Source organism: Mycobacterium sp. SMC-18 (genome assembly GCF_045310895.1).
GTDB lineage: Bacteria > Actinomycetota > Actinomycetes > Mycobacteriales > Mycobacteriaceae > Mycobacterium.
Window position 1 is genome coordinate 56,181 of sequence record NZ_JBJIAL010000002.1, and the last position, 19,066, is coordinate 75,246.

Genomic DNA, 19,066 nt, shown 5'->3' on the forward strand with positions numbered 1-19,066 from the left:
CCCACCCCCCTCACCCGCACGCGATACACCGAATGGAAGGCACCCCGATGGCTCCGAGCACCCGTCCCGCTGACGGGCCCCGTGCCGAGACCACCGCCCCGGCTGACGCGCCGATGCACCGCGACCTGAAGAACCGTCATCTGCAGATGATCTCGCTCGGCTCCGCCATCGGGACGGGCCTGTTCCTCATCTCGGGCACATCCGTGCAGACCGCCGGACCGATCGTTCTGCTCGGCTATGCGATCGCCGGCATCGTCCTCTACGGCGTGATGCGGATGCTCGGCGAGATGGCCGTCGCACATCCGGTCGCGGGGTCGTGGTCGGCCTACGCCCGCGAATATCTCGGCAAACCAGCGGGTTTCATCGCCGGCTGGAACTGGTGGTACGTCTGTGTCGTCGTCTGCATGGTGGAGTTGACGGCAGCTTCGGAGTTCATGGCCTTCTGGTTCCCGGACATGCCCCGCTGGATCACCACCGCGGTGTGCCTGGTGCTCATCACCGCCGCGAACACCTTCAACGTCAAGGCGTTCGGCGAATTCGAGTTCTACTTCACGCTGATCAAGGTGACCGCCGTCGTCGCCATGATCGTCATCGGCATCGCGATCATCTTCGGCGCCGGCGATTACAACGTGCACGGCCTGCAGAACCTCTGGGCGCATGGCGGTTTCGCCCCCAAGGGGCTCGGCGCCTTCATGATCTCGCTGGTCGCGATCACCTTTTCTTTCGGCGGCATCGAGTCGCTCGGCACCGCCGCCGGTGAGGTCGAGGAGCCCGCCCGCAACATCCCCCGCGCCATCAATCAGGTGCTGCTGCGAATCCTGGTCTTCTACGTGGGCGCCATCGGCGTCATGCTGATCATCTGGCCGTGGGACAAGGTGGGCACGGAGGGCAGCCCGTTCGTGTTGATGCTCGTCGGCCTCGGGATCGGCGGCGCCGCAACGCTGCTCAACATCGTCGTTCTGACCGCCGCGCTGTCGGTGGCGAACGTGATGACCTACAGCAACGCGCGCGTCCTGTATGACCTCGCCGCCAGCGGCCAGGCGCCACGGTTCCTCGCCCACACCAACGCCCGCGGCGTCCCCGTCCGTGCACTGCTGCTCAACTCCGGGTTCGTCGCCGTGGCGGTGCTGCTGAATGTCGTGCTCCCCGGGAAGGCGCTCGTGCTGCTGATTCCCGTCGTGGTCGGGGCCGAGCTGATCACGTGGAGCATCATCGCGCTGAGCCACCTGCGATTTCGGTCGCGGGAGGGCGCCGGTGTCTTCAAGACACCGCTGTCACCGCTCACCAATTACCTGTGCCTCGGGTACTTCGCGCTGATCTACATCCTGATGACCCAGGATCCAGCGTCCCGTGCCGGCGCGATCGCTCTGCCACTGTGGTTCTGCGGTCTGCTCATCGTCGGATCCCTGCTGAACAGAGTGAGGCGCTAACGTCGAAGCGGTGAGGGTGTCGGGGTCGCGCGTAGCACGGGTATGCGCGGTGATGCTCGCCCTCGCGGCGTGCGGACACCCGACGCCGCCGCCGGCCGTCACGTCGCCGCCGACTGCTCGGCCGCCGGCCACGACAACTGCGGCCGCCACGCCGGTGCCGAGCGTCGTCCCGGCCGGCCCGTTCGCCGCGGTGTCCCGCCTGGTGAACGACGCGCTCGCCGCGCATCGGTTGCCCGGCGCGGTGATCGAGATCGGGCATGCCGGCAAGGTCGTGTTCCGGCAGGCCTACGGCGCCCGCAGGCTCGCTGACGAACCCGCGCTGGACGGATCTGCGGCGCCGGCGGAACCGATGACCGACGACACCATATTCGACCTCGCGTCGCTGTCGAAGAGCATCGCGACGACTGTCGCCTTCCTGCAGCTGTACGAAAAGGGCCTGGTCGCGGTCGACGAGCCCATCCAGACGTACTTTCCGGAATTCAATCCGACCAACGACCCACGCCGCGCCCAGGTGACGGTGCGGATGATGCTGACGCACACGTCCGGTACGGGCGGCGACCTCAGCCATCAAGGCCCGTGGGGGCTGACAAGCGCCGACAAGGCCGAAGGCATTCGTCGTGCGCTCACCGCGCCTCTGGAGTTCGGTCCCGGCGAGGGATTCCACTACTCCGACCTCAACTTCATCATCCTCGGCGCCCTGATCGAGAAGATCACCGGCGAGTCTCTGGACAACTATGTACAGGACAACGTCTTTGCGCCGATGGACCTTGTCGATACTCGGTATCTGCCCGCCACCAAGGCCTGCGGCCCGCACCAGATTCGAGGCACGGCAATCGTTTTCGAAGGCGTACCGGCTGGACCGTGCCCGCCCGGAACCTGGAGTACCGCCCTGCTGGAGCGCGTCGCACCGACCTCCCACGATGACGACACTCCCGGCATCAACCCCGACTTCGACCACTTGATCCGCGGCACGGTGCACGACCCGACGGCAAGGCGCATGGGCGGCACCGGCGGGAGCGCAGGAGTGTTCTCGACGGTTTCGGACATCGGCCGCTACGCGCAGGCGCTGATCGACCGGCTCGCCGGACGTCCGAGCCCGTTCCCGCTGGGGCGGAGCACCGCGGAATTGATGGCGACGCCGCAACAACCGGGGCACAACGCCGGGCAGGTGCCCGCGGCGAATGCCGCCAGCCGAGCGGCCGTCGAAAACCGGCCCAACACAACAGATCCGCTGCTGGCCCCGGACTATCCAGCGATCCCGGGACAAGAACTCCGGAGCTTCGGCTGGGACATCGACACCGAACATTCCCGACCCCGCGGCATGGTCCTTCCCGTCGGCAGCTTCGGGCACACCGGCTTCACCGGCGTCAGCCTCTGGATCGACGCTGAGTCGGACACCTACGTCGCGGTGCTGGCCAACGTGATCCATCAACGCGGCGGGCCACCCATTGCGAGGCTCAGCGGTGAGATCGCCACGGAAGCCGCACGGGCGCTACGCCTCTACGGGAGCTGACGGAGAATGCATGGGGTGACCTCACTCTCCGGCGCGAACAGATTCTGGATCAGCTTGACGGCGGGCCTCGGCGTCGGCCTGGCCACCGGGCTGCTGTTGCAGCGTTGGCCCGTCGGACTGCTGGCGGTCGTCATCGTCACCGCGGCGAGCTACGTCTCATGGGCGCTCGTGGCGCTGTGGCGGATGGGCCCCGAGCAGACGAAGGAGCACGCGGGTGAAGCCGACGTCGACGACGAGATCGGCGATCTGGTCCTGTTCCTCATCCTCACGGCCAGCCTGACCTCCATCGGAATCCTGCTGCTGTCCGCGAACGACGCGGACAAGGCGTCGTACGCAGGCATGTCGCTGGCCGCGATCCTCGCGACGTGGGCGCTGCTCCACACCATGTACACGGCGCGCTATGCGCGCATCTACTACGACGACGAACCCGGCGGAATCGACTTCAACAGTCCCGATGTCGATCCGCAGTACAGCGACTTCTTCTACTTCTCGTTCAACCTCGGGATGACCTACCAGGTCTCCGACACCGACGTCACCAGCTCTCAGATCCGGGCCGAAGTACTCCGGCACTGCCTCTTCAGCTACATCTACGGCACCGTGATCATCGCGTGCACGATCAACCTCGTCATCAACCTCGTCGGCTGATTGCTTCGCTCGCCGATCAGCGCGCGACGGACGGATTGGTTCAGTACTCTGCCGCGTGTGCCCGGTAGGCCCTACCTGACGATCGACCTCGCAACGGTGCGCAGGAACGTTGCGGCGTTACGCGGCGCCCTGCCCGCGGCCGAAATCCGGTACGCGGTGAAAGCCAACCCGGCCGAGCCCATCCTGCGGCTCCTGGCAGGCCTCGACTGCGCCTTTGACGTCGCGTCCGTCGGTGAGGTCGACCTGTGCGCGGCGGCGGGCATCGACGGCGCCCTGATGACGTTCGGCAACCCGCTCAAGAAGCCGGCCGAGATTGCGCACGCGTTTGCGCGGGGCGTCCGGCGGTTCACCTTCGACACCGCGGCCGGCCTGGCGGCGATCGCCGAGAACGCGCCGGGCTCGAGCGTCGAATGTCGCATTGCGCCGACGTTTCCGTCGTCGGTGACGCCGTTCGGGCACAAGTTCGGCTGCGCGCCCGCCGATGCGGCCGGGTTGTTGAGACAGGCTGCCCGGTCGGGACTCCGAGCGGACGGGGTGGCTTTCCACGTCGGCTCGCAGCAGCTCGATGCGGACGCGTGGGAGATCGGCATCCGATGCGCGCGTGACATTTTCGAGGCCGTACCCGGCCTGACGACACTCAACCTGGGCGGCGGCATCCCGATCTCGTACGACGCACCCGTACCCGGCGTCGCGATCGTGGGTGGCGCCATCGCCGACGCCCTCGGACGGCACTTCCCGGCGCTACCCCACGTCGTCATCGAACCCGGGCGCGCGGTGGTCGGTTCGGCCGGCACGCTCTCGTCCGAAGTCGTGTCGGTGCGGACCGGCACCGACGGCCGCCGCTGGGTGTACCTCGACATCGGGCGCTACGGCGGCCTGGCCGAGACCGAGAACGAATACATCCGGTACCGGCTGCGCACGAACCGCGACAGTGATCCCGTCGACAACGCCGTGGTCGCCGGCCCGACGTGCGACGGCGACGACGTGCTGTACCGGCGGTATCCGCTGCCGGTGACGCTACGCCCGGGTGACCTCGTCGAGATCGATGCGGCGGGCGCGTATACGACGAGCTACGCCTCGTCGTTCAATGGATTTGTCCCGCTGGCAACGCAATTCGTGGAGGTCACAGATGCAGTCACAACCGGGTAGCAGCTTTGCGGGCTGTCACGTGCTGGCCGAATTCACCGGCGTCGACCGCGACCTGGCCAACGATCGCGTGCGGCTGCGCCACCTGCTGCGCACCTCCGTCGAGCGGGCCGGAGCCACGGTGTGCGACATGGTGGACAAGCGCTTCGAGCCACACGGCGTGACGGTGTTGGCGTTGCTCGCCGAATCACACGCCTCGATCCACAGCTATCCCGAACGCGGCGCGATGTTCGTCGACGTCTTCACCTGCGGTGAATCGGCCGACGCCGAGGAGGCCGTCCGGTTGCTGCGACAGGCCGTGGGTGCGGCAGATGCCCACATCCACACGGTGTTTCGCGGAGCGGGACGGCAGATCGTCGAGCCGATGGCACCCGGCATCACCCGCACCTGGCAGCTCACCGATGTGCTGTGCGATGTCCACACCGAATTTCAGCATCTGGTGATCGGCCGGACGGAGCAGGGCATCTCACTGTTCAGCGACTCGGACCGGCAGAGCACCGAATTCAGCCAGCTCGTCTATCACGAGGCACTGATGGTGCCGGCGCTGCTGCTGGCCGAGACCGTCGACCGGGTGCTGATCATCGGTTCCGGCGAAGGTGTGGCCAGCCAGATGGCTGTCGCCGCCGGGGCCACGCACGTCGACCACGTCGACATCGACCGCGAGGCCGTCCGGCTCTGCGCCGAACACCTGCCCTACGGCTACACGCCCGATGAATTGGCAAGGGCCGAAGCCGGACTCGGCCCCGTCACAGTGCACTACACCGATGGATACGAGTTTGTGGCAGATTACTCCGGACCCAGGTATGACGTCGTCGTCATAGATCTCCCCGACGAACGCGCTGAGGCCGCCCAGCACAACCGCCTCTACGGCGCCGAGTACATGAAGCTGTGTGGTGACATCGGCACCGTCGTCACCGGCCAGGCCGGCTGCCCCACGCTATGGCGCAACGAGACGCTGCTCCGGTCATGGGAGCGTTTCGGCGAAACCTTCGGCACCGTGGTCTATTTCGGCAGTGACGAACACGAGTGGGCGTTCCTGTCCGGTACCACCGGCGTCGTGGAGGATCCGCTCGCCACGATGACGGCTCGGCTGGAGGCGCTGCCATATCGATGTCAGACGATCGACGCCGCGGCGTTGGCGGCAGCGACGACGCCGCCGATGTCCCTGCGGGAGAAGAGTCGGTAGCCGACGCCGAGTAGGGTCGGTGCCCATGCGACTCGTCGGTACCGCCTTGGCCTTGGCAGGTGCGCTCACAATGCTCGGACCGATGGCTACCGCGTCCGCCGATGCGGCGAGCCCGTTCGACGTCTCCAACCCCACCGTCGGGCACCTTGACCCGGCGTTGTTGGCCGCCATCCAGCAGGCGGCGACCGCAGCCGCGGCCGAGGGCATCCCCATGACGGTCACCTCCGGCTGGCGCACTCCCGAGTTCCAGCAACAACTGCTCGACGACGCGATCCAGACCTACGGCAGTTACAACGCGGCGCGGCAATACGTTCAGACGCCACAGCAGTCCAAGCATGTCAGCGGTCAGGCGGTCGACATCGGCGGCCAGAGCGCCGACAGGTGGCTGATCGCCAACGGTGCACGCTTCGGTCTGTGCCAGATCTACGCCAACGAACTCTGGCACTTCGAGCTCGCCACCGATGCCCAGGGGGCATGCCCGCCGTTGCTGCCCAACGCCGCCAGTTGATCAGCTGAGCGAGAGCGCCTGCGCGTCGTCATAGGACATCGCGGCGGGAGTCGGCGCGCCCGTAGCGTATGCCGTCGCCGCCGCGGCAGCTTGCGTGATGGCGACGCGGAACGGCAGTGACCCGGTGCTCACGCGACGGACGCCGAGTTCGCCGAGCCGGCGGAACGGCAACTGGGCGAGCAGGTTGAGTGGAATATCTCCGAGCTCGGCGACGAGCTGCTCGATCACGCGCTCGTCGCGCAGGCCGGGTACGAAGACGCCGTCCGCGCCGGCGTCGACGTACGCCGATGCGCGTCGGGTGGTGTCAGCCGTGGGCAGATGCAGCCAATAGGTGTCGACGCGGGCGTTGACGAACACGTCCGGCGCGGCAGCCTTGAACGCCGCGATCAGCGCGCACTGCTCGTCGAGCGCCGCGAGGTGATCGCCGCGGCCGTCCTCGATGTTGACCCCGGCGATACCGATGGCGTGCAGCTCCGCGGCCAGAGCTGCCGGGTCCATCCCGAAACCCGCCTCGATGTCGACCGTCACCGGAACCGGCAGCCGAGCCAATGTCCGTGCCAGAGCGAGAGTTTCCGCCCCGGTGGCGCCGGCGGCATCAGGCAGTCCGGATGAGGCGGCGACGCCGAGACTCGTTGTCCCGACCGCGCGGAAACCGGCGCGGACAAACGCTGCGGCGGAGGCGAAGTCCCAGGCGTTGGGTAGGAGGAGCGGTTCGTCGCCGTGGTGCAGACGGGTGAACGTGTCCATGCGTACATCGTGGCCGCCGGATCGTTCGGTGGCCACCGAATTGTCACCGTCGCACACTGGGTCTATGACAGCCGAATGCCTCGCCGCCGTCGCGTCCGCGATGGCCGACAGTACGCGCGCCCGCATGCTTATCGCGCTCATGGACGGGCGGGCCTGGACGGCAAAGGAATTGGCTGCACACGCCGGTGTCGCACCCTCGACCGCCACCGAGCACCTCAACCGATTGGTGACGGTGGGTCTGGTCAGCGAACGCCGGCAAGGGCGCCATCGCTACGTCGAGCTGGTGGACGCCGGCGTCGCCGAGGTGCTCGAGTCACTCGCGGTGCTGGGTGAGCAGCCGTCCACACCGCCACGCGGCATGCGCGAAGCGGTGATCAACAGTGCCCTCGCACGCGGACGGACCTGCTACGACCACTTCGCCGGGAGGCTGGGGGTGACCATCACCGAGGCGTTGCTCCGACGGGGATTGCTCGACGAGTCGTTGGCCCTCACCACCGATGGGCGCCAATGGCTGACAGATGCGCTGGGCTCTCCGTTCGAACCGGGGCGCCGGGCCGCGACGCGCGCGTGCCTCGACTGGACCGAGCGACGCAGACACCTGGCGGGCGCGGCGGGCGCGCACATCGCGACCGCGATGTTCACACAGGGCTGGGTACGGCGCATCGGCAGCAGCCGGGCAGTCGTCGTGACACCGGCGGGTAGCGCGGGCCTCGAGCGACTGCTCGGAATTGCGGCGGCGACGCAGTTTTCAGCGGCGGGCTAGGCGTTCGTCGATTTCGATGGCCTGGGCGAGCGCGGCAAACGGTGCGCGCTGAACCGACTCCGACGTACCCGGCGCCTCCGGATGCCATTGCACCGCAAGCACCCAACCGTCGACGGCCTCGAACGCCTCGATCAGGCCGTCGGCCGCGTGGCCGGTGGCCACCAGCCCGGCCCCCAGTGACGCGATGCCCTGGTGGTGGGCCGAACCGACGATGATCTGGTCGGACTCGTGTGCGGCACGAACTCGGCTAGCTGCTGCCAGGGCAACCGGATGCCGGCCGAACAGCTCTCCGGCCGTCGCGCTCCGGTGCGGGACTTCGCCCGGCACCAGGTCGATGTGGAGGTCCCCGCCGCGAAGTACGTTCAGCACCTGCGCGCCCCGGCAGATGCCGAGCACGGGCAAGCCGGCTTCCGCTGCTCGTGCCGCCAGCGTGAAGTCGAGTTCGTCCTGTTCGTCATTGACGTCGTACACCGCCGCGGTTGCGACCTGCCCGAAGCGCCGCGGGTTGAGGTCTCCGCCGCCGGGCAGCACGAGTCCACCGACGTCGGACAGCGCCACGAACGGATCGTCGACGACCAGCGGTGTCAGGCCGGCCGCTTCGACCAGCTCGACGATCCGCTCGAAGAGTTCATTCGCCGCGATGACGCGCGGATCGTCACCGACCGAGAACCGGCGCGGTACGACGACAACGGGTGCGGCCACTATCGGGTCTGTCCTCTCATCGCGGTTCAGAAGTATCCGGAGTTGGGCGGCAGCGCGCCGTTGACGACGAAATCCCCCGTCGCCCAAGCTTTGTACGCCAGCGGGTTGTGGCTGGCGATGGTTCGCGCGTTGCGCCAATGTCGGTCGAGATTCAGTGTACGAGCTGTGGCCGATGCGCCACCGGTGTCGAACAGTCGCTGCGCGGCATCGAGGGTGAGCCGCTCCGCGACGAGCTGGGCCTTCGCCGCCTCGATCGCGGCAGCACCGATGGCCTGTTGGTCGTCGATCTGGCCGGAGTCCACCACCCGATCCAGCGCCGCCGCGGCGCCGAGGGTGACCGCGGTGGCGGTCGACGTCCAGGCCGCGATCTCCCCGACCGCCTGCAGGATGAACGGGTCCTGGGTGGCCGAGGTGGTCAGCCCGTGGGCGGCGGGACGTGCCTTGTTCTGGACGAACCAAACGGCGTCACGCAAGGCGCCCTTGGCAATTCCCACTGCCACCGCCGTGAGGTACAGCTGCAGGAACGTCTGGCTGTGTGCGAGCCGGTGGTCCGCAGGCACCAGCGACACCTCGTCCTCGTGGACCACCACCGACTCGAAAATCGTTGCACCGCTGGCGGTCAGCCGCTGCCCGAAGCCGTCCCAGTCGTCGAACAACGTCACGCCTTGGCGATCGGCCGGAATGATCACGTGTACTTCGCGGCCGTCCTCGCGTTCGGCCGACACGGCGATAAGGTCGGCGTAGAGGGTGCCGGTCGAGTAGAACTTCTTGCCGTCCAACCGGTATCGGCCGTCACCCGTCGAACGCAACGTGGTGCCGATGGCCGCCGGGGACGCACCCACGGCTTCGGTGATCGCGTTGCCGACAATCTTTCCGCTGAGCACATCGGGGAACCAGCGGGCCCGCAGGGCGTCGTCGCCGCGGTTACCCAGGAGCCGCTCGACGAATCCGAAATGGGCGCGCAGCGCCTGGGCCACGTTGGAGCTGGCCTGCGCGATGTCGATGACGGTCTCGATGACATCGACGATGGAACCGCCTGGGCCGCCGTATTCCTGAGGGATCCGGAGTGCGAGGACGCCGGTGTCGGCGATCGCGCGAATCGCCTCATGGTGCAAGGTTCGGGTCAGCTCATGCTGGGCGTCGTCCGCGCCGAGCCTCTCGACGACCGGCGCCAGCGACGCCCGCCGGTCCGCGACCGACCCTGCGGCCAATGCCGTGATGGTCATGGGATTTCCTTCTCAACTCAGCGGAACAGGGGCAGGATGTGGGCCGCGAAGCGCTCCATCTCGGTTTCCAGCGGCTGGAACTGCAGCATGAACAGGTCGATCCCGAGGCTCGCGAATGTCGTGATCCGGTCGGCCACTTGCTCGTAACTACCGATGAGGCCGGCCAGGGTGCCGCCGTTGGTGCCCACGCGCGCGACACCCTCGTGCACCTTGAACATCGCGGTGGCGGGGTCGGCTCCCACCGTGCGGTCCCGCTGTCCCGAACCGTCGACGAGGCCCTGCAGGTATTCGAATTCGTGCTGCGCCTCTTCCTCCGACTCACGGGCGATGACGAACGCCGACAGCCCGAACTGCAAGGGCTCCGGCTTATTCCGCTCACGACGCCGCATGTCGTCGATGATCTCGGCGGCATCCTGCGGCGGCCGCCCGTTGAGGAAGAACACGTCGGCCTGCGCTGCCGCCAGGGCGCGCGCCGCTTCGGACTCCCCGCCGAGGTAGACGCGCGGCGTCCGCTCGAGCGCCGGCCGCAACTGCGCACCGGCCGCGACGGCCCCGTCCAGCCCGGACTCGATGGCGTCGCCGCGCCACAGCCGACCGACGAGGTCGAGCCACTCCCGGGAGTACTCGTATCGGTCACCGTGCGTGACGTCGCCGAGGCCGATCGCCTCCAGCTCCGGAAGGAACCAGCCGCTGACGAGGTTGATCGCCACCCGGTCGGAAGCGATCTGTTCAATATTGGCAACGGTTTTCGCGAAGACCAGCGGATTGAACAGCAGCGGCTTGATCGCGCCGATCAACTCGACGCGGCTGGTGGCCTCCGCCAGGCCGGCCAGCGTTGACCAGGTTTCCAGTACGTCGTGTTCGGCGCCACCCGGATGCAGGACGTGCTGGGCGACCAGCGTGGAATCGAAGCCCAGCTCTTCGGCGCGCACGATGAGATCGCGTGTCCGGCGGTAGCTGGCATCGGGCACCTCGACGGGATGCGTTCTGGCGCCCCAGGTTCCGTAGACGGGTGCCCACACCCCGAAGCGCGGCGCGGTCAATGTCGTGGTCATGAATTCTCCAGGTAACGCCGGAATTCCCAGTCGGTGACAGCACTGGAGTACTCGTCCCACTCGCTCTGGGCGATCTCGGCGAAGTCATGCACGGAGTCCGCGCCCAGGATGTCGACGATGGCGTCATCGCTGCGCGCCAGCGCGATCGCGACGCTGAGCGATTCCGGTAGCCGCACCCCGACGTCGTAGAGATTGCCGGTCTGCGGCTCTGACGGATTGCGTCGGGCTTCCAGGCCGGCCACGACGGCGGCCAGGGCAGATGCGATGAGCCAGTAAGGGTTTGCGTCGGATGCCCCGGTGCGCAGTTCGATTCGCGTCGCCTCGGGCGTCGACTCCAGCAGCGACCGGACGGCGGACGTCCGGTTGTCCCGGCTCCACGTCAAGGTCGCCGGGGCGAACGATCCGGGGACGTACCTGCGGTACGCGTTGACCGAGTGCGCGCCGAACAGCGTGATCGACGGCAGGTGTTCGAGCAGGCCGGCGATCGCGTGCAGACCGACCTGACTCTCGGTCCCGTCGGCCCCGGCCAGAACCGGCTCACCGTCGCGCCACAGCGAAATGTGCAGGTGCGCAGAACTTCCGGAGTGCTCCGAGAACGGCTTGGGCATGAACGTCGCCAACTTGCCGTTGCGCCGGGCGATCTCCTTGACGGCGTACTTCAACCGGGCGCTGTTGTCGGCGGCATCGAGCGCGTCGCTGTAGACCAGATTGGCCTCGACCTGTCCCGGACCGTATTCGGTCAGCAGGCCCTCCAGGGAAGTGAACTCGCGCAACACCGAATAGAGCTCGCTGAGCACCGGTTCGAGCGTGTTGGCATTCTGCAGCGAGTAGGCATGTACGTCGTCCTGGAAGATCGACCCGTCGGCATTGAGCAGGTAGAACTCGAACTCGGCGCCGACCTTCACGGTGTACCCCAGGTTCTCCAGCCGCTGGATGACGCGCCGCAAGACCGCACGGGGATCGAGCGGTGACGGCGTGCGGTCGTGACCGACGATGTCGGAGATGACGTGCCCGACGCCCGATCGCCACGGCAACTCACGGAAGGTGCTCAGGTCGGGTACGGCAAAAGCGTCGGGGTAGCCCGTGTTCCAGTTGGTCGACCGAAGGCTCTCGATCACCCGCGCGTTGGAGTTCCACGCGAGCGCTCCGTCGCAGAAGCCGAACCCGGAAGTTCCAGCCCGAGAGCGAAATTGCTCGACAGGCACCCGCTTGCCCAAGGCGTGGCCGAACTGGTCACTCCACGCCACCTCGACCTCCGTGATGACGCCGGAGTCCAGCAGGTCGACAACGCTCCGGTGCCGCTCGTCAATTGCGGCGGCCGCGGTCAACGACATCTCAGCCCTCCTCTCCCGCCGGGGCGACCGACTCGGTTCGCGCGCGGCGGTAGCCCAGCACGGCACCGCCCACGAAACCCACGACGAGCACCAGGATTACGGCCAACGCCAACCCTGACGACCCGCCGACCAGGTCCTTGAGGTTCACCAGAATCAGGACCAGGAACGCCACCAGCCCGGCCAGGCCCAGCGCCGGCGCCACCCGGACCCGCAACACCGAGTAGTGCCGCCGGTCCCGGGCGAAGAACGTGAGCACAGCCGCGCTCGTCAACACCATCAGGGCGAGCACACCGACCGTGGTGATCCCGGACAGCCAGGTGTAGAACTCTGTGCTCGGGTCGAGCTTCGCCACAATGGCGACACCGATGATCGCGAGGATCAGTGCCGACAGCGCCAACGACGCGACGTGCGGCGAGCCGTGACGGGTGTGGGGCCGGCCGAAAGCCGCGGGCAATACACCCCGGCCGGACAGCGCGAACAGGTAGCGGGACACCACGTTGTGGAAAGACAAGATGCAGGCGAAGAGGCTCGTGACGAAGAGGACCTGAATGACGTCCGCTCCCACCACGCCCAGGTAGCGCTGTGCGGTGTCGACCAGCATGGTGCCGCCCGAATTGGTCGCGCGCTCAAGGGCTTCGTGATCGCCCCACGCCGAGATCAGTGCCCAGCTCGAGACCGTGTAGAAGACGCCGATCACCGCGAGCGCGAGGTACGTCGCGTACGGAATGGTGCGGTCCGGATCGCGTGCCTCGTCACGGAAGATGGCCGTCGCCTCGAAGCCGAGGAACGAGATGATCGCGAAGAGCAGCCCGATACCCGGTGCGCCCGAAGTGATCTGCGCGGGGTCGAGCAGTCCCGTCGACAATCCGTGGTCACCACCGCGAGCGACGATGACCGCGTCGAGGACGACGACGATCGCGATCTCGGCGACCAGCAGAACCGCGAGCACTCGACTGGACAGCTCGATGTTGCGGTACCCGAGGCAGGTGATCACCGCGAGCCCGGCCAACGCCCATACCGGCCACGGCAACTGGGGTACGCCGACGAGGGCCAACAGACCGCCGAGCTGCGGACCGAGCAGGCCGTAGACCGCGGCCTCCATCGAGGCGTACGTCAGGACCGCCACGAACGCGGCGCCGATGGCCGGGCTGGACCCGAATCCTTGCTGCACATAGGAAAAGAACGCCCCGGCCTCGCGGACGAAGGGCGTCATCGCGGTGAAGCCGACCGCGAACAGCAGCAGCACGACGGTGGCGATGACGAACGTCGCAGGGAACCCTGATCCATTGCCGGTGGCGATTCCCAAGGGCACCGGCCCGCCGATGACACCCAGCGGCGCCGCTGCGGCCAACACCATGAAGACGATGGCCGGGATCCCCAGATTGCCGCGAAGACGCTGCGCGCCGGCCGGAGGCCCACCATCGGTGCGCACCGCCGTATGTTCGACTGTCATGACGCCCCTTGCTGATCGGTGAATATTGTTGGAGACAAAAGTTATTGGCCGGGGTTTACGCGCTCCAGCGGGCAGGACACCGGAGCTGACAATGCGTCACATGCCGTAACATTCGGCGGACTTCAGGGCCGCAGATTCGGCATCCGGTCGGTAGTCTTCATGACATGGCGCCGCGGGCGCGTCAGTCAAAGGGGTTGGCAGTGGGGACCATTCGATCGCTTCATGGCACCGGCCGCGTCCTGCGCGTAGGGGCGACACCGGTCCCGCACGCCGAGATCCTCGATCACGTCCGTCCGGTGCTCGCGCGCGACGGCATCGACCTCCACGTCGAGGTGTTCGACACCTTCGACGAACCGAACCACCATCTGGTCACCGGGACGATCGACGCCAACTTTTTTCAGTACCTGCCATTCCTCGACGAGTTCAATGCCGCCTCGGCCCAGCGACTGGTCCCCGTCGCACCGGTGCACATCGAGCCGTTCGCGCTGTACTCGGAATCGATATCCACTGTCGGCGACGTGCCGCAGTACGCACAGGTGGCGCTGCCCGGTGATCCGGCGAACGTCGGGCGCGCCTTGCACATCCTTCGCGACCTGGGTCTGCTCACCCTGCGTGAGGGTGAGGTGGCTGCTCCCGGCGTCGACTCGATCATCGCGAACCCAAAGCAGTTGCTGTTCAAGGAAATCGCCAGCGCGCATCTGGCTGATGTCCTCGCCGACTTCGATCTGGTGTTCCTGTTCGGCAACTACGCCATGGACCGCCAGATCGACCTGCAGTGGGCGCTCTATTGTGACCACGCCAACCGCGACTACGCCGAGTACCTCGTCGCGCGCCCAGACAACCACGACAGCGAACCAATCAGGCTGTTGGCCAACGCTTTACAGTCAGATTCGGCGCGTTCGTTCATCGCCCGCTCGTACGCCGGCCTGGTGGTACCGGCGTTCTGACGGTCACGCCGACCGGATCGGCCGCTGGTCCCGGAACCGTGTCGAGGACTGCGGGTCGAAGCGATAACCCTTGCCACGGACGGTCGTCAGCGTCAGGGCGTGTGCACCCAGCTTCACCCGGAGCCGGCGCACATGGGTGTCGACAGTCCGCATCGAGGCGAAGCCCGCGTCCCAGACGTTCTCGATCAGCTCTTGTCGCGAGATGATCCGTCGCGGGTGCTGCGCCAGATAGGCCAGCAGCTCGAATTCTTTGTAGGCCATGGCGATCTGGTGACCATCGACGCTGACCTGCCGGGTGGTCCGGTCGATCATGAGTCCATTCACCGGCTGCGGAGCGCGGACCGGAGCGGTACCGGCCACCAACTTCTCCACCCTGGCGCCGGGCACGCGATACGCGAGAAATGCGCTGAACTCGTCCATCAGAGTCGTCACCTGAGCCAGTGCATCGCGGGTGGGAAGCTCCACCGTCAGCACCACCTGCGGTGCCCGCACGCTGCGGCCCTGATACATGCACACTCCCTCATCGATCCGAACTCCAGTGTTCGCGAGGACGACGGCGCTGGACATCGTTACCGTCACCTTGAATCGAACGAGCCTCCGCACTGGCCGACAAACGACGGCCGATGACACAGTCTGGTCACGATCTGGAATCAGCACGTCACGGCCACAACTTTCACATCTGTCGCATTGTTAACATCTCGAAATGCAGGACTTCCCGGAGACCACCGGCCTTCGGCGCCCGTTCTCGCGTCGTGATGCGCTGCGCTATGCCGGCGCCGCGTCGGCACTGGCTGGGCTGAGTGCGGCCGGTCTCGGCCTGCCGACGGCCGCTGCCGCCGCGCCCACGCTGATCGACTTCGCCATGAAGCAGATTCCGGCGCAAGATATTCGGGCCGCCGGGCACGCCGGCGTCGTCAACTATGTCTCGACATCGCGCCCCGGCTCGTCCATGGGGGCGAAGCCGATCACCCTGCCGTATGCCCGGTCACTGGCCGCGGCCGGACTCGCGATCGTGAGCAACTACCAGTACGGCAAGCCCGGCGGCACCGCTCCGTCCGATTTCACGCGCGGTTACGCAGGCGGCGTCGCCGATGCCCGCACCGCCTGGCAACTGCACACCGCGGCGGGCGGCGGTCAGAGCGCACCGATCTTCTTCTCCGTCGACGACGACATCAGTCGCGAAACCTGGAACAACGTTGCACTGCCGTGGTTTCGCGGCATCAACTCGGTCCTCGGGCCGCAGCGCACCGGCGTCTACGGCGGCATCAACACCTGCCAGTGGGCCGCGGCCGACGGTGTCATCGGGCGCTCGACCACGCCCGGCAAGGTGTGGGCATGGCAGACCCGATCCTGGTCGGGCGGCAAGATCTATCCGGCGGCGGTGATGTACCAACGGATCGTCAGTACCGCGTCGAATCCGGGTCCGGTGGTCGGTGGTCTCGAGGTCGACGTCAGCGACGCCCTGGCCGCCGACGTCGGGCAGTGGAACCTGCATCCGTGAGGACACGGTCGTGACCACAGCCATGGAGATCCATGGCTGGCGCGACCTCGGCTGGATCGTCGGCATCGCGCTGGTGATCATGATCGGCTCGCTGGTGATCACGCCGGTGTTGGTCCGACGTGGGCTCAAGACACCGGCCGGGCTCCGGCTGATCAACCGGATCAGCGTGCGGGCGGTCCAGCTGGTGAAGCGGCCGATCACCATCATGGTGCTCGATGAGGTCATCGACGTCATCAAGACCGGTCACTACACCCGCAACATCTCCAACGCCATCGAAGAGAACTACACCGAGCTGAAAGCCCTTGCGGCCGACAAGATCCGCACGGATTCGGGCATACCCGTCATCAGCCGAATCCCCGGGTACGACAAGGTCGTCGGCCAGGCGAGCGAATCGGTGATGCATGTCCTCATCGCGATGCTCGCCGACCCCCGGATGGACGAGTTCGTCTCCGACCTGCTCCGCAACAATCTCGAACAAATCCAGGACGCGGTCCGCCGCCGCGAGCACGAGCGCGCCGCGTCGTTCCGACAGGCCGGCGCGCCCGCGACGGCGGCAGTCGCTGATGCCGCCACGTCGCGACCTCCATCTGGTGACGTCTGACCGCCGGCTACAGCTCGGTGACCCGTCCGCCCTCGACCAGCCACGAGCGGTCCAACCGGACGTTCTGCAACATGCGGCGGTCGTGCGTCACCAGAAGCAGTGCGCCGTCGTAGGTTTCGAGCGCCTGCTCGAGCTGCTCGATGGCCGGCAGGTCGAGATGGTTGGTGGGCTCATCGAGCACCAGCACATTCGTCCCGCGTGCCTGCAGCAGCGCCAGGCCCGCCCGTGTTCGCTCTCCGGGAGACAGCTCGTCGACGGTGCGTTCCACATGGTCGGCGCGCAGGCCGAACTTTGCGAGCAGCGTCCGCACGTCCGCGGTCGGCCATGACGGAACGAATTGCTCGAAGCGATCGACGAGGCGGCTGTCGCCGGTGAAATCGGCACGGGCCTGGTCGATCTCGCCGATGGCGACATTGGCGCCCAGACTCGCGCGGCCCTCGTCAGGCTGTTGCCGACCGAGCAGGAGCCGCAGCAGCGTCGACTTTCCCGCGCCGTTGGGGCCGGTGATACCGATCCGCTCGCCGGCATCGACCTGCAGCGACACCGGACCGAGGACGAAGTCCCCCTGTCGCACAACGGCATCGTCGAGCGTCGCGACAACCGAACTCGACCGCGGTGCCGCACCGATGGTGAACTGGAGCGTCCACTCCTTGCGGGGCTCCTCGACTTCCTCGAGGCGGGCGATCCGGCTCTCCATCTGGCGGACCTTCTGCGCCTGCTTCTCGCTGGACTCGGTCTGTGCGGCGCGCCGGTTCTTGTCGTTGTCGGGTGCCTTGCGCATCGCATTGCGCACACCTTGACTCGACCACTCCCGCTGCGTGCGTGCACGCGCCACGAGATCGGCCTTCTTCTCGGCGAACTCGTCGTACTGTTCGCGGCGGTGCCGCCGCGCGACCTCACGTTCTTCCAGATAGCTCTCGTAACCGCCGCCGTAGACGGTGGTCCGGTTCTGCGCCAGATCGAGCTCGACAACGCGGGTTACGGTGCGGGCCAGGAACTCTCGATCATGGCTGACCAGCACCACACCGCCGCGGAGATTCCCCACGATCTCTTCCAGGCGCGCCAGTCCGTCGAGGTCGAGATCGTTGGTCGGCTCATCGAGGAGGACGATGTCGAAACGCGACAGCATCAACGCCGCCAACCCCACGCGCGCCGCCTGCCCGCCCGACAACGCCGTCATCAGCGTCGACTCCGGCCGCACCGCGTCGGAATCGAGCCCCAGGTCGGCCAACACCGCCGGCAGTCGTTCCTCCAGATCTGCCGCACCTGTCGCCAGCCAGTGATCCAGAGCAGCGGAGTAGGCATCGGCGTCCGCAGTCGAATCGGCCAGCGCCTCGGCTGCGGCGTCCATCGCCTTGGTCGCGGCCGCACATCCGGTGCGACGCGCGACGTACGCGGCGACCGTCTCCCCCGGCACCCGCTCGTGCTCCTGCGGCAGCCAGCCCACGAAAGCGTCGGCCGGCGCCAGACTCACCACGCCGTCAAGCGGTGCGAGTTCGCCCGCCAGGATCCGCAACAGCGTGCTCTTGCCGGCACCGTTGGAGCCGACGACGCCGATCACATCGCCGGGCGCCACCGTCACGTCGAGCCGCTCGAAGAGCGTGCGGTGGGCGAATCCGCCGGCGAGGTTGGTCGTGACGAGCGTCGCGGTCATGGGCCAATCGTCGCATCACCGCGGCAGCCCGATCCTGCGCGGAGCCGCCTACGCCGTGATGCGCATTTCCTGGCCCGGATGCGAGCTCAGGGTGACGACGACCGTGCCGCTCCCGGTCGCGAAGTTCTTGTTCGCGTAGCCGATGAAGCCGTAGTGCCCGTCGATCGTCGAGACCGCGGAGATGTCGCCTTGCCCGGCGGCGCCGGTGTCCAGATTGCGCCACGCGGCCGTCACCGTCAGGGAGCAGGAGCCGTCGTAGATGCCGGCGTCGTAGCGGATCGACACCCCGATGCCGTGCCCGACGTCATTGCCGATCTGAACCGGCGTCTGCTGCGCGTCGGCGCTCACGGTGCCACCGCATGTCGGGGACGCGACCACGGGAACGGCAGCCAGTTGTCCGAACGCATCGGCATGGGCCGTCACCAGCGACAACCACGGCGCGGCGACCGCGGCGACGAGCGCTCCGGCCGCGCGCAATGGGGTCATGTCAGTGCTATCGGCGCGGGCGGCGGCAGTGTTAGCGCCCGGCGGTGGGCATATTTCCCGTACCCCAGGCGTTATCAACGTTTGTCTCAATTGTCACATGGGTACCGTTGATAACAGCACCCCAGTGTGGGTGCTCCGCTCGACAGAGAGTCCATACGTAGAAAGAGCC

The 19,066-nt window shown here is 67.2% G+C and carries 19 protein-coding genes; 10 read left to right on the forward strand and 9 right to left on the reverse strand.

The features are described 5' to 3' along the window. The first annotated feature begins 47 nt into the window (after window positions 1–47). The 6 genes from ACJH6J_RS01845 (at window position 48) to ACJH6J_RS01870 (ending at window position 6,428) form a co-directional block, all read left to right on the forward strand. Window positions 48–1,430 (forward strand): amino acid permease, encoded by a 1,383-nt coding sequence (locus tag ACJH6J_RS01845; protein ID WP_244872724.1) that lies wholly within the window; start codon window positions 48–50, stop codon window positions 1,428–1,430. Window positions 1,431–1,482: 52 nt separating this feature from the next. Then, a complete protein-coding gene (locus tag ACJH6J_RS01850; RefSeq protein WP_406803501.1) occupies window positions 1,483–2,943 on the forward strand; it encodes a serine hydrolase domain-containing protein in 1,461 nt (486 codons plus the stop codon). 6 nt (window positions 2,944–2,949) lie between these two features. Next, a complete protein-coding gene (locus ACJH6J_RS01855) occupies window positions 2,950–3,588 on the forward strand; it encodes a DUF1345 domain-containing protein (RefSeq protein ID WP_318985784.1) in 639 nt (212 codons plus the stop codon). Between the two features lie 57 nt (window positions 3,589–3,645). After that, window positions 3,646–4,737, forward strand: a complete 1,092-nt coding sequence (locus ACJH6J_RS01860) for a type III PLP-dependent enzyme (RefSeq protein WP_406803425.1) — start codon at window positions 3,646–3,648, stop codon at window positions 4,735–4,737. Then, entirely contained in the window at window positions 4,718–5,920 is a 1,203-nt protein-coding gene (speD, locus tag ACJH6J_RS01865) for an adenosylmethionine decarboxylase (RefSeq protein ID WP_318985786.1), read from the forward strand. Before ACJH6J_RS01860 ends, speD begins: the two co-directional genes overlap by 20 nt. 70 nt (window positions 5,921–5,990) lie before the next feature. After that, window positions 5,991–6,428, forward strand: a complete 438-nt coding sequence (locus ACJH6J_RS01870) for a M15 family metallopeptidase (protein WP_244872723.1) — start codon at window positions 5,991–5,993, stop codon at window positions 6,426–6,428. Here the strand turns inward: ACJH6J_RS01870 and ACJH6J_RS01875 are convergent, their stop codons facing one another. After that, on the reverse strand, window positions 6,429–7,175 hold the full coding sequence (locus tag ACJH6J_RS01875) for an isocitrate lyase/phosphoenolpyruvate mutase family protein (RefSeq protein WP_406803426.1): 747 nt from the start codon (window positions 7,173–7,175) through the stop codon (window positions 6,429–6,431). 64 nt (window positions 7,176–7,239) lie between these two features. Here ACJH6J_RS01875 and ACJH6J_RS01880 point away from each other — a divergent pair, with 64 nt between their 5' ends. Next, window positions 7,240–7,938, forward strand: a complete 699-nt coding sequence (locus ACJH6J_RS01880) for an ArsR/SmtB family transcription factor (protein ID WP_406803427.1) — start codon at window positions 7,240–7,242, stop codon at window positions 7,936–7,938. Here ACJH6J_RS01880 and ACJH6J_RS01885 read toward each other — a convergent pair. The 5 genes from ACJH6J_RS01885 to ACJH6J_RS01905 are packed head-to-tail and all read right to left on the reverse strand — an operon-like array spanning window position 7,924 to window position 13,708. After that, on the reverse strand, window positions 7,924–8,640 hold the full coding sequence (locus ACJH6J_RS01885; RefSeq protein WP_406803428.1) for a gamma-glutamyl-gamma-aminobutyrate hydrolase family protein: 717 nt from the start codon (window positions 8,638–8,640) through the stop codon (window positions 7,924–7,926). The genes ACJH6J_RS01880 and ACJH6J_RS01885 overlap by 15 nt on opposite strands. Before the next feature lie 26 nt (window positions 8,641–8,666). Beyond that, on the reverse strand, window positions 8,667–9,866 hold the full coding sequence (locus tag ACJH6J_RS01890; RefSeq protein ID WP_406803429.1) for an acyl-CoA dehydrogenase family protein: 1,200 nt from the start codon (window positions 9,864–9,866) through the stop codon (window positions 8,667–8,669). Between the two features lie 17 nt (window positions 9,867–9,883). After that, on the reverse strand, window positions 9,884–10,921 hold the full coding sequence (locus ACJH6J_RS01895) for an LLM class flavin-dependent oxidoreductase (RefSeq protein ID WP_406803430.1): 1,038 nt from the start codon (window positions 10,919–10,921) through the stop codon (window positions 9,884–9,886). Next, window positions 10,918–12,255 (reverse strand): glutamine synthetase family protein, encoded by a 1,338-nt coding sequence (locus ACJH6J_RS01900; RefSeq protein WP_406803431.1) that lies wholly within the window; start codon window positions 12,253–12,255, stop codon window positions 10,918–10,920. Before ACJH6J_RS01900 ends, ACJH6J_RS01895 begins: the two co-directional genes overlap by 4 nt. A gap of 1 nt (window position 12,256) precedes the next feature. After that, entirely contained in the window at window positions 12,257–13,708 is a 1,452-nt protein-coding gene (locus ACJH6J_RS01905; RefSeq protein WP_406803432.1) for an APC family permease, read from the reverse strand. A gap of 200 nt (window positions 13,709–13,908) precedes the next feature. Between ACJH6J_RS01905 and ACJH6J_RS01910 the strand changes: the two genes are divergently transcribed. Next, on the forward strand, window positions 13,909–14,655 hold the full coding sequence (locus ACJH6J_RS01910; RefSeq protein ID WP_406803433.1) for a MetQ/NlpA family ABC transporter substrate-binding protein: 747 nt from the start codon (window positions 13,909–13,911) through the stop codon (window positions 14,653–14,655). Between the two features lie 3 nt (window positions 14,656–14,658). Here the strand turns inward: ACJH6J_RS01910 and ACJH6J_RS01915 are convergent, their stop codons facing one another. Further along, window positions 14,659–15,222, reverse strand: a complete 564-nt coding sequence (locus ACJH6J_RS01915; protein ID WP_406784049.1) for a winged helix-turn-helix domain-containing protein — start codon at window positions 15,220–15,222, stop codon at window positions 14,659–14,661. Between the two features lie 136 nt (window positions 15,223–15,358). Here ACJH6J_RS01915 and ACJH6J_RS01920 point away from each other — a divergent pair, with 136 nt between their 5' ends. After that, window positions 15,359–16,156, forward strand: a complete 798-nt coding sequence (locus tag ACJH6J_RS01920; RefSeq protein ID WP_212807729.1) for a DUF1906 domain-containing protein — start codon at window positions 15,359–15,361, stop codon at window positions 16,154–16,156. 10 nt (window positions 16,157–16,166) lie between these two features. Next, entirely contained in the window at window positions 16,167–16,757 is a 591-nt protein-coding gene (locus tag ACJH6J_RS01925; protein WP_212807730.1) for a hypothetical protein, read from the forward strand. A gap of 7 nt (window positions 16,758–16,764) precedes the next feature. Here the strand turns inward: ACJH6J_RS01925 and abc-f are convergent, their stop codons facing one another. Further along, window positions 16,765–18,411 carry a ribosomal protection-like ABC-F family protein gene (abc-f, locus tag ACJH6J_RS01930; RefSeq protein ID WP_406803434.1) on the reverse strand — a complete coding sequence of 549 codons (1,647 nt, stop codon included), beginning with the start codon at window positions 18,409–18,411 and terminating at the stop codon, window positions 16,765–16,767. A 48-nt stretch (window positions 18,412–18,459) separates the two neighbouring features. After that, the gene (locus tag ACJH6J_RS01935) at window positions 18,460–18,897 is read right to left on the reverse strand and encodes a hypothetical protein (RefSeq protein WP_318985798.1); all 438 of its coding nucleotides are present in this window, start codon (window positions 18,895–18,897) and stop codon (window positions 18,460–18,462) included. Window positions 18,898–19,066 lie beyond the last annotated feature (169 nt).

Excerpts from the sequence above, each read along its gene's own strand:
- ACJH6J_RS01845 (WP_244872724.1), top strand. The coding sequence starts at position 48 with ATGGCTCCGAGCACCCGTCCCGCTGACGGGCCCCGTGCCGAGACCACC.
- ACJH6J_RS01850 (WP_406803501.1), top strand. The coding sequence starts at position 1,483 with ATGCTCGCCCTCGCGGCGTGCGGACACCCGACGCCGCCGCCGGCCGTC.
- ACJH6J_RS01855 (WP_318985784.1), top strand. The coding sequence starts at position 2,950 with ATGCATGGGGTGACCTCACTCTCCGGCGCGAACAGATTCTGGATCAGC.
- speD (WP_318985786.1), top strand. The coding sequence starts at position 4,718 with ATGCAGTCACAACCGGGTAGCAGCTTTGCGGGCTGTCACGTGCTGGCC.
- ACJH6J_RS01870 (WP_244872723.1), top strand. The coding sequence starts at position 5,991 with ATGCTCGGACCGATGGCTACCGCGTCCGCCGATGCGGCGAGCCCGTTC.
- ACJH6J_RS01875 (WP_406803426.1), bottom strand. The coding sequence starts at position 7,175 with ATGGACACGTTCACCCGTCTGCACCACGGCGACGAACCGCTCCTCCTA.
- ACJH6J_RS01880 (WP_406803427.1), top strand. The coding sequence starts at position 7,240 with ATGACAGCCGAATGCCTCGCCGCCGTCGCGTCCGCGATGGCCGACAGT.
- ACJH6J_RS01890 (WP_406803429.1), bottom strand. The coding sequence starts at position 9,866 with ATGACCATCACGGCATTGGCCGCAGGGTCGGTCGCGGACCGGCGGGCG.
- ACJH6J_RS01895 (WP_406803430.1), bottom strand. The coding sequence starts at position 10,921 with ATGACCACGACATTGACCGCGCCGCGCTTCGGGGTGTGGGCACCCGTC.
- ACJH6J_RS01900 (WP_406803431.1), bottom strand. The coding sequence starts at position 12,255 with ATGTCGTTGACCGCGGCCGCCGCAATTGACGAGCGGCACCGGAGCGTT.
- ACJH6J_RS01905 (WP_406803432.1), bottom strand. The coding sequence starts at position 13,708 with ATGACAGTCGAACATACGGCGGTGCGCACCGATGGTGGGCCTCCGGCC.
- ACJH6J_RS01915 (WP_406784049.1), bottom strand. The coding sequence starts at position 15,222 with ATGTCCAGCGCCGTCGTCCTCGCGAACACTGGAGTTCGGATCGATGAG.
- ACJH6J_RS01920 (WP_212807729.1), top strand. The coding sequence starts at position 15,359 with ATGCAGGACTTCCCGGAGACCACCGGCCTTCGGCGCCCGTTCTCGCGT.
- abc-f (WP_406803434.1), bottom strand. The coding sequence starts at position 18,411 with ATGACCGCGACGCTCGTCACGACCAACCTCGCCGGCGGATTCGCCCAC.
- ACJH6J_RS01935 (WP_318985798.1), bottom strand. The coding sequence starts at position 18,897 with ATGACCCCATTGCGCGCGGCCGGAGCGCTCGTCGCCGCGGTCGCCGCG.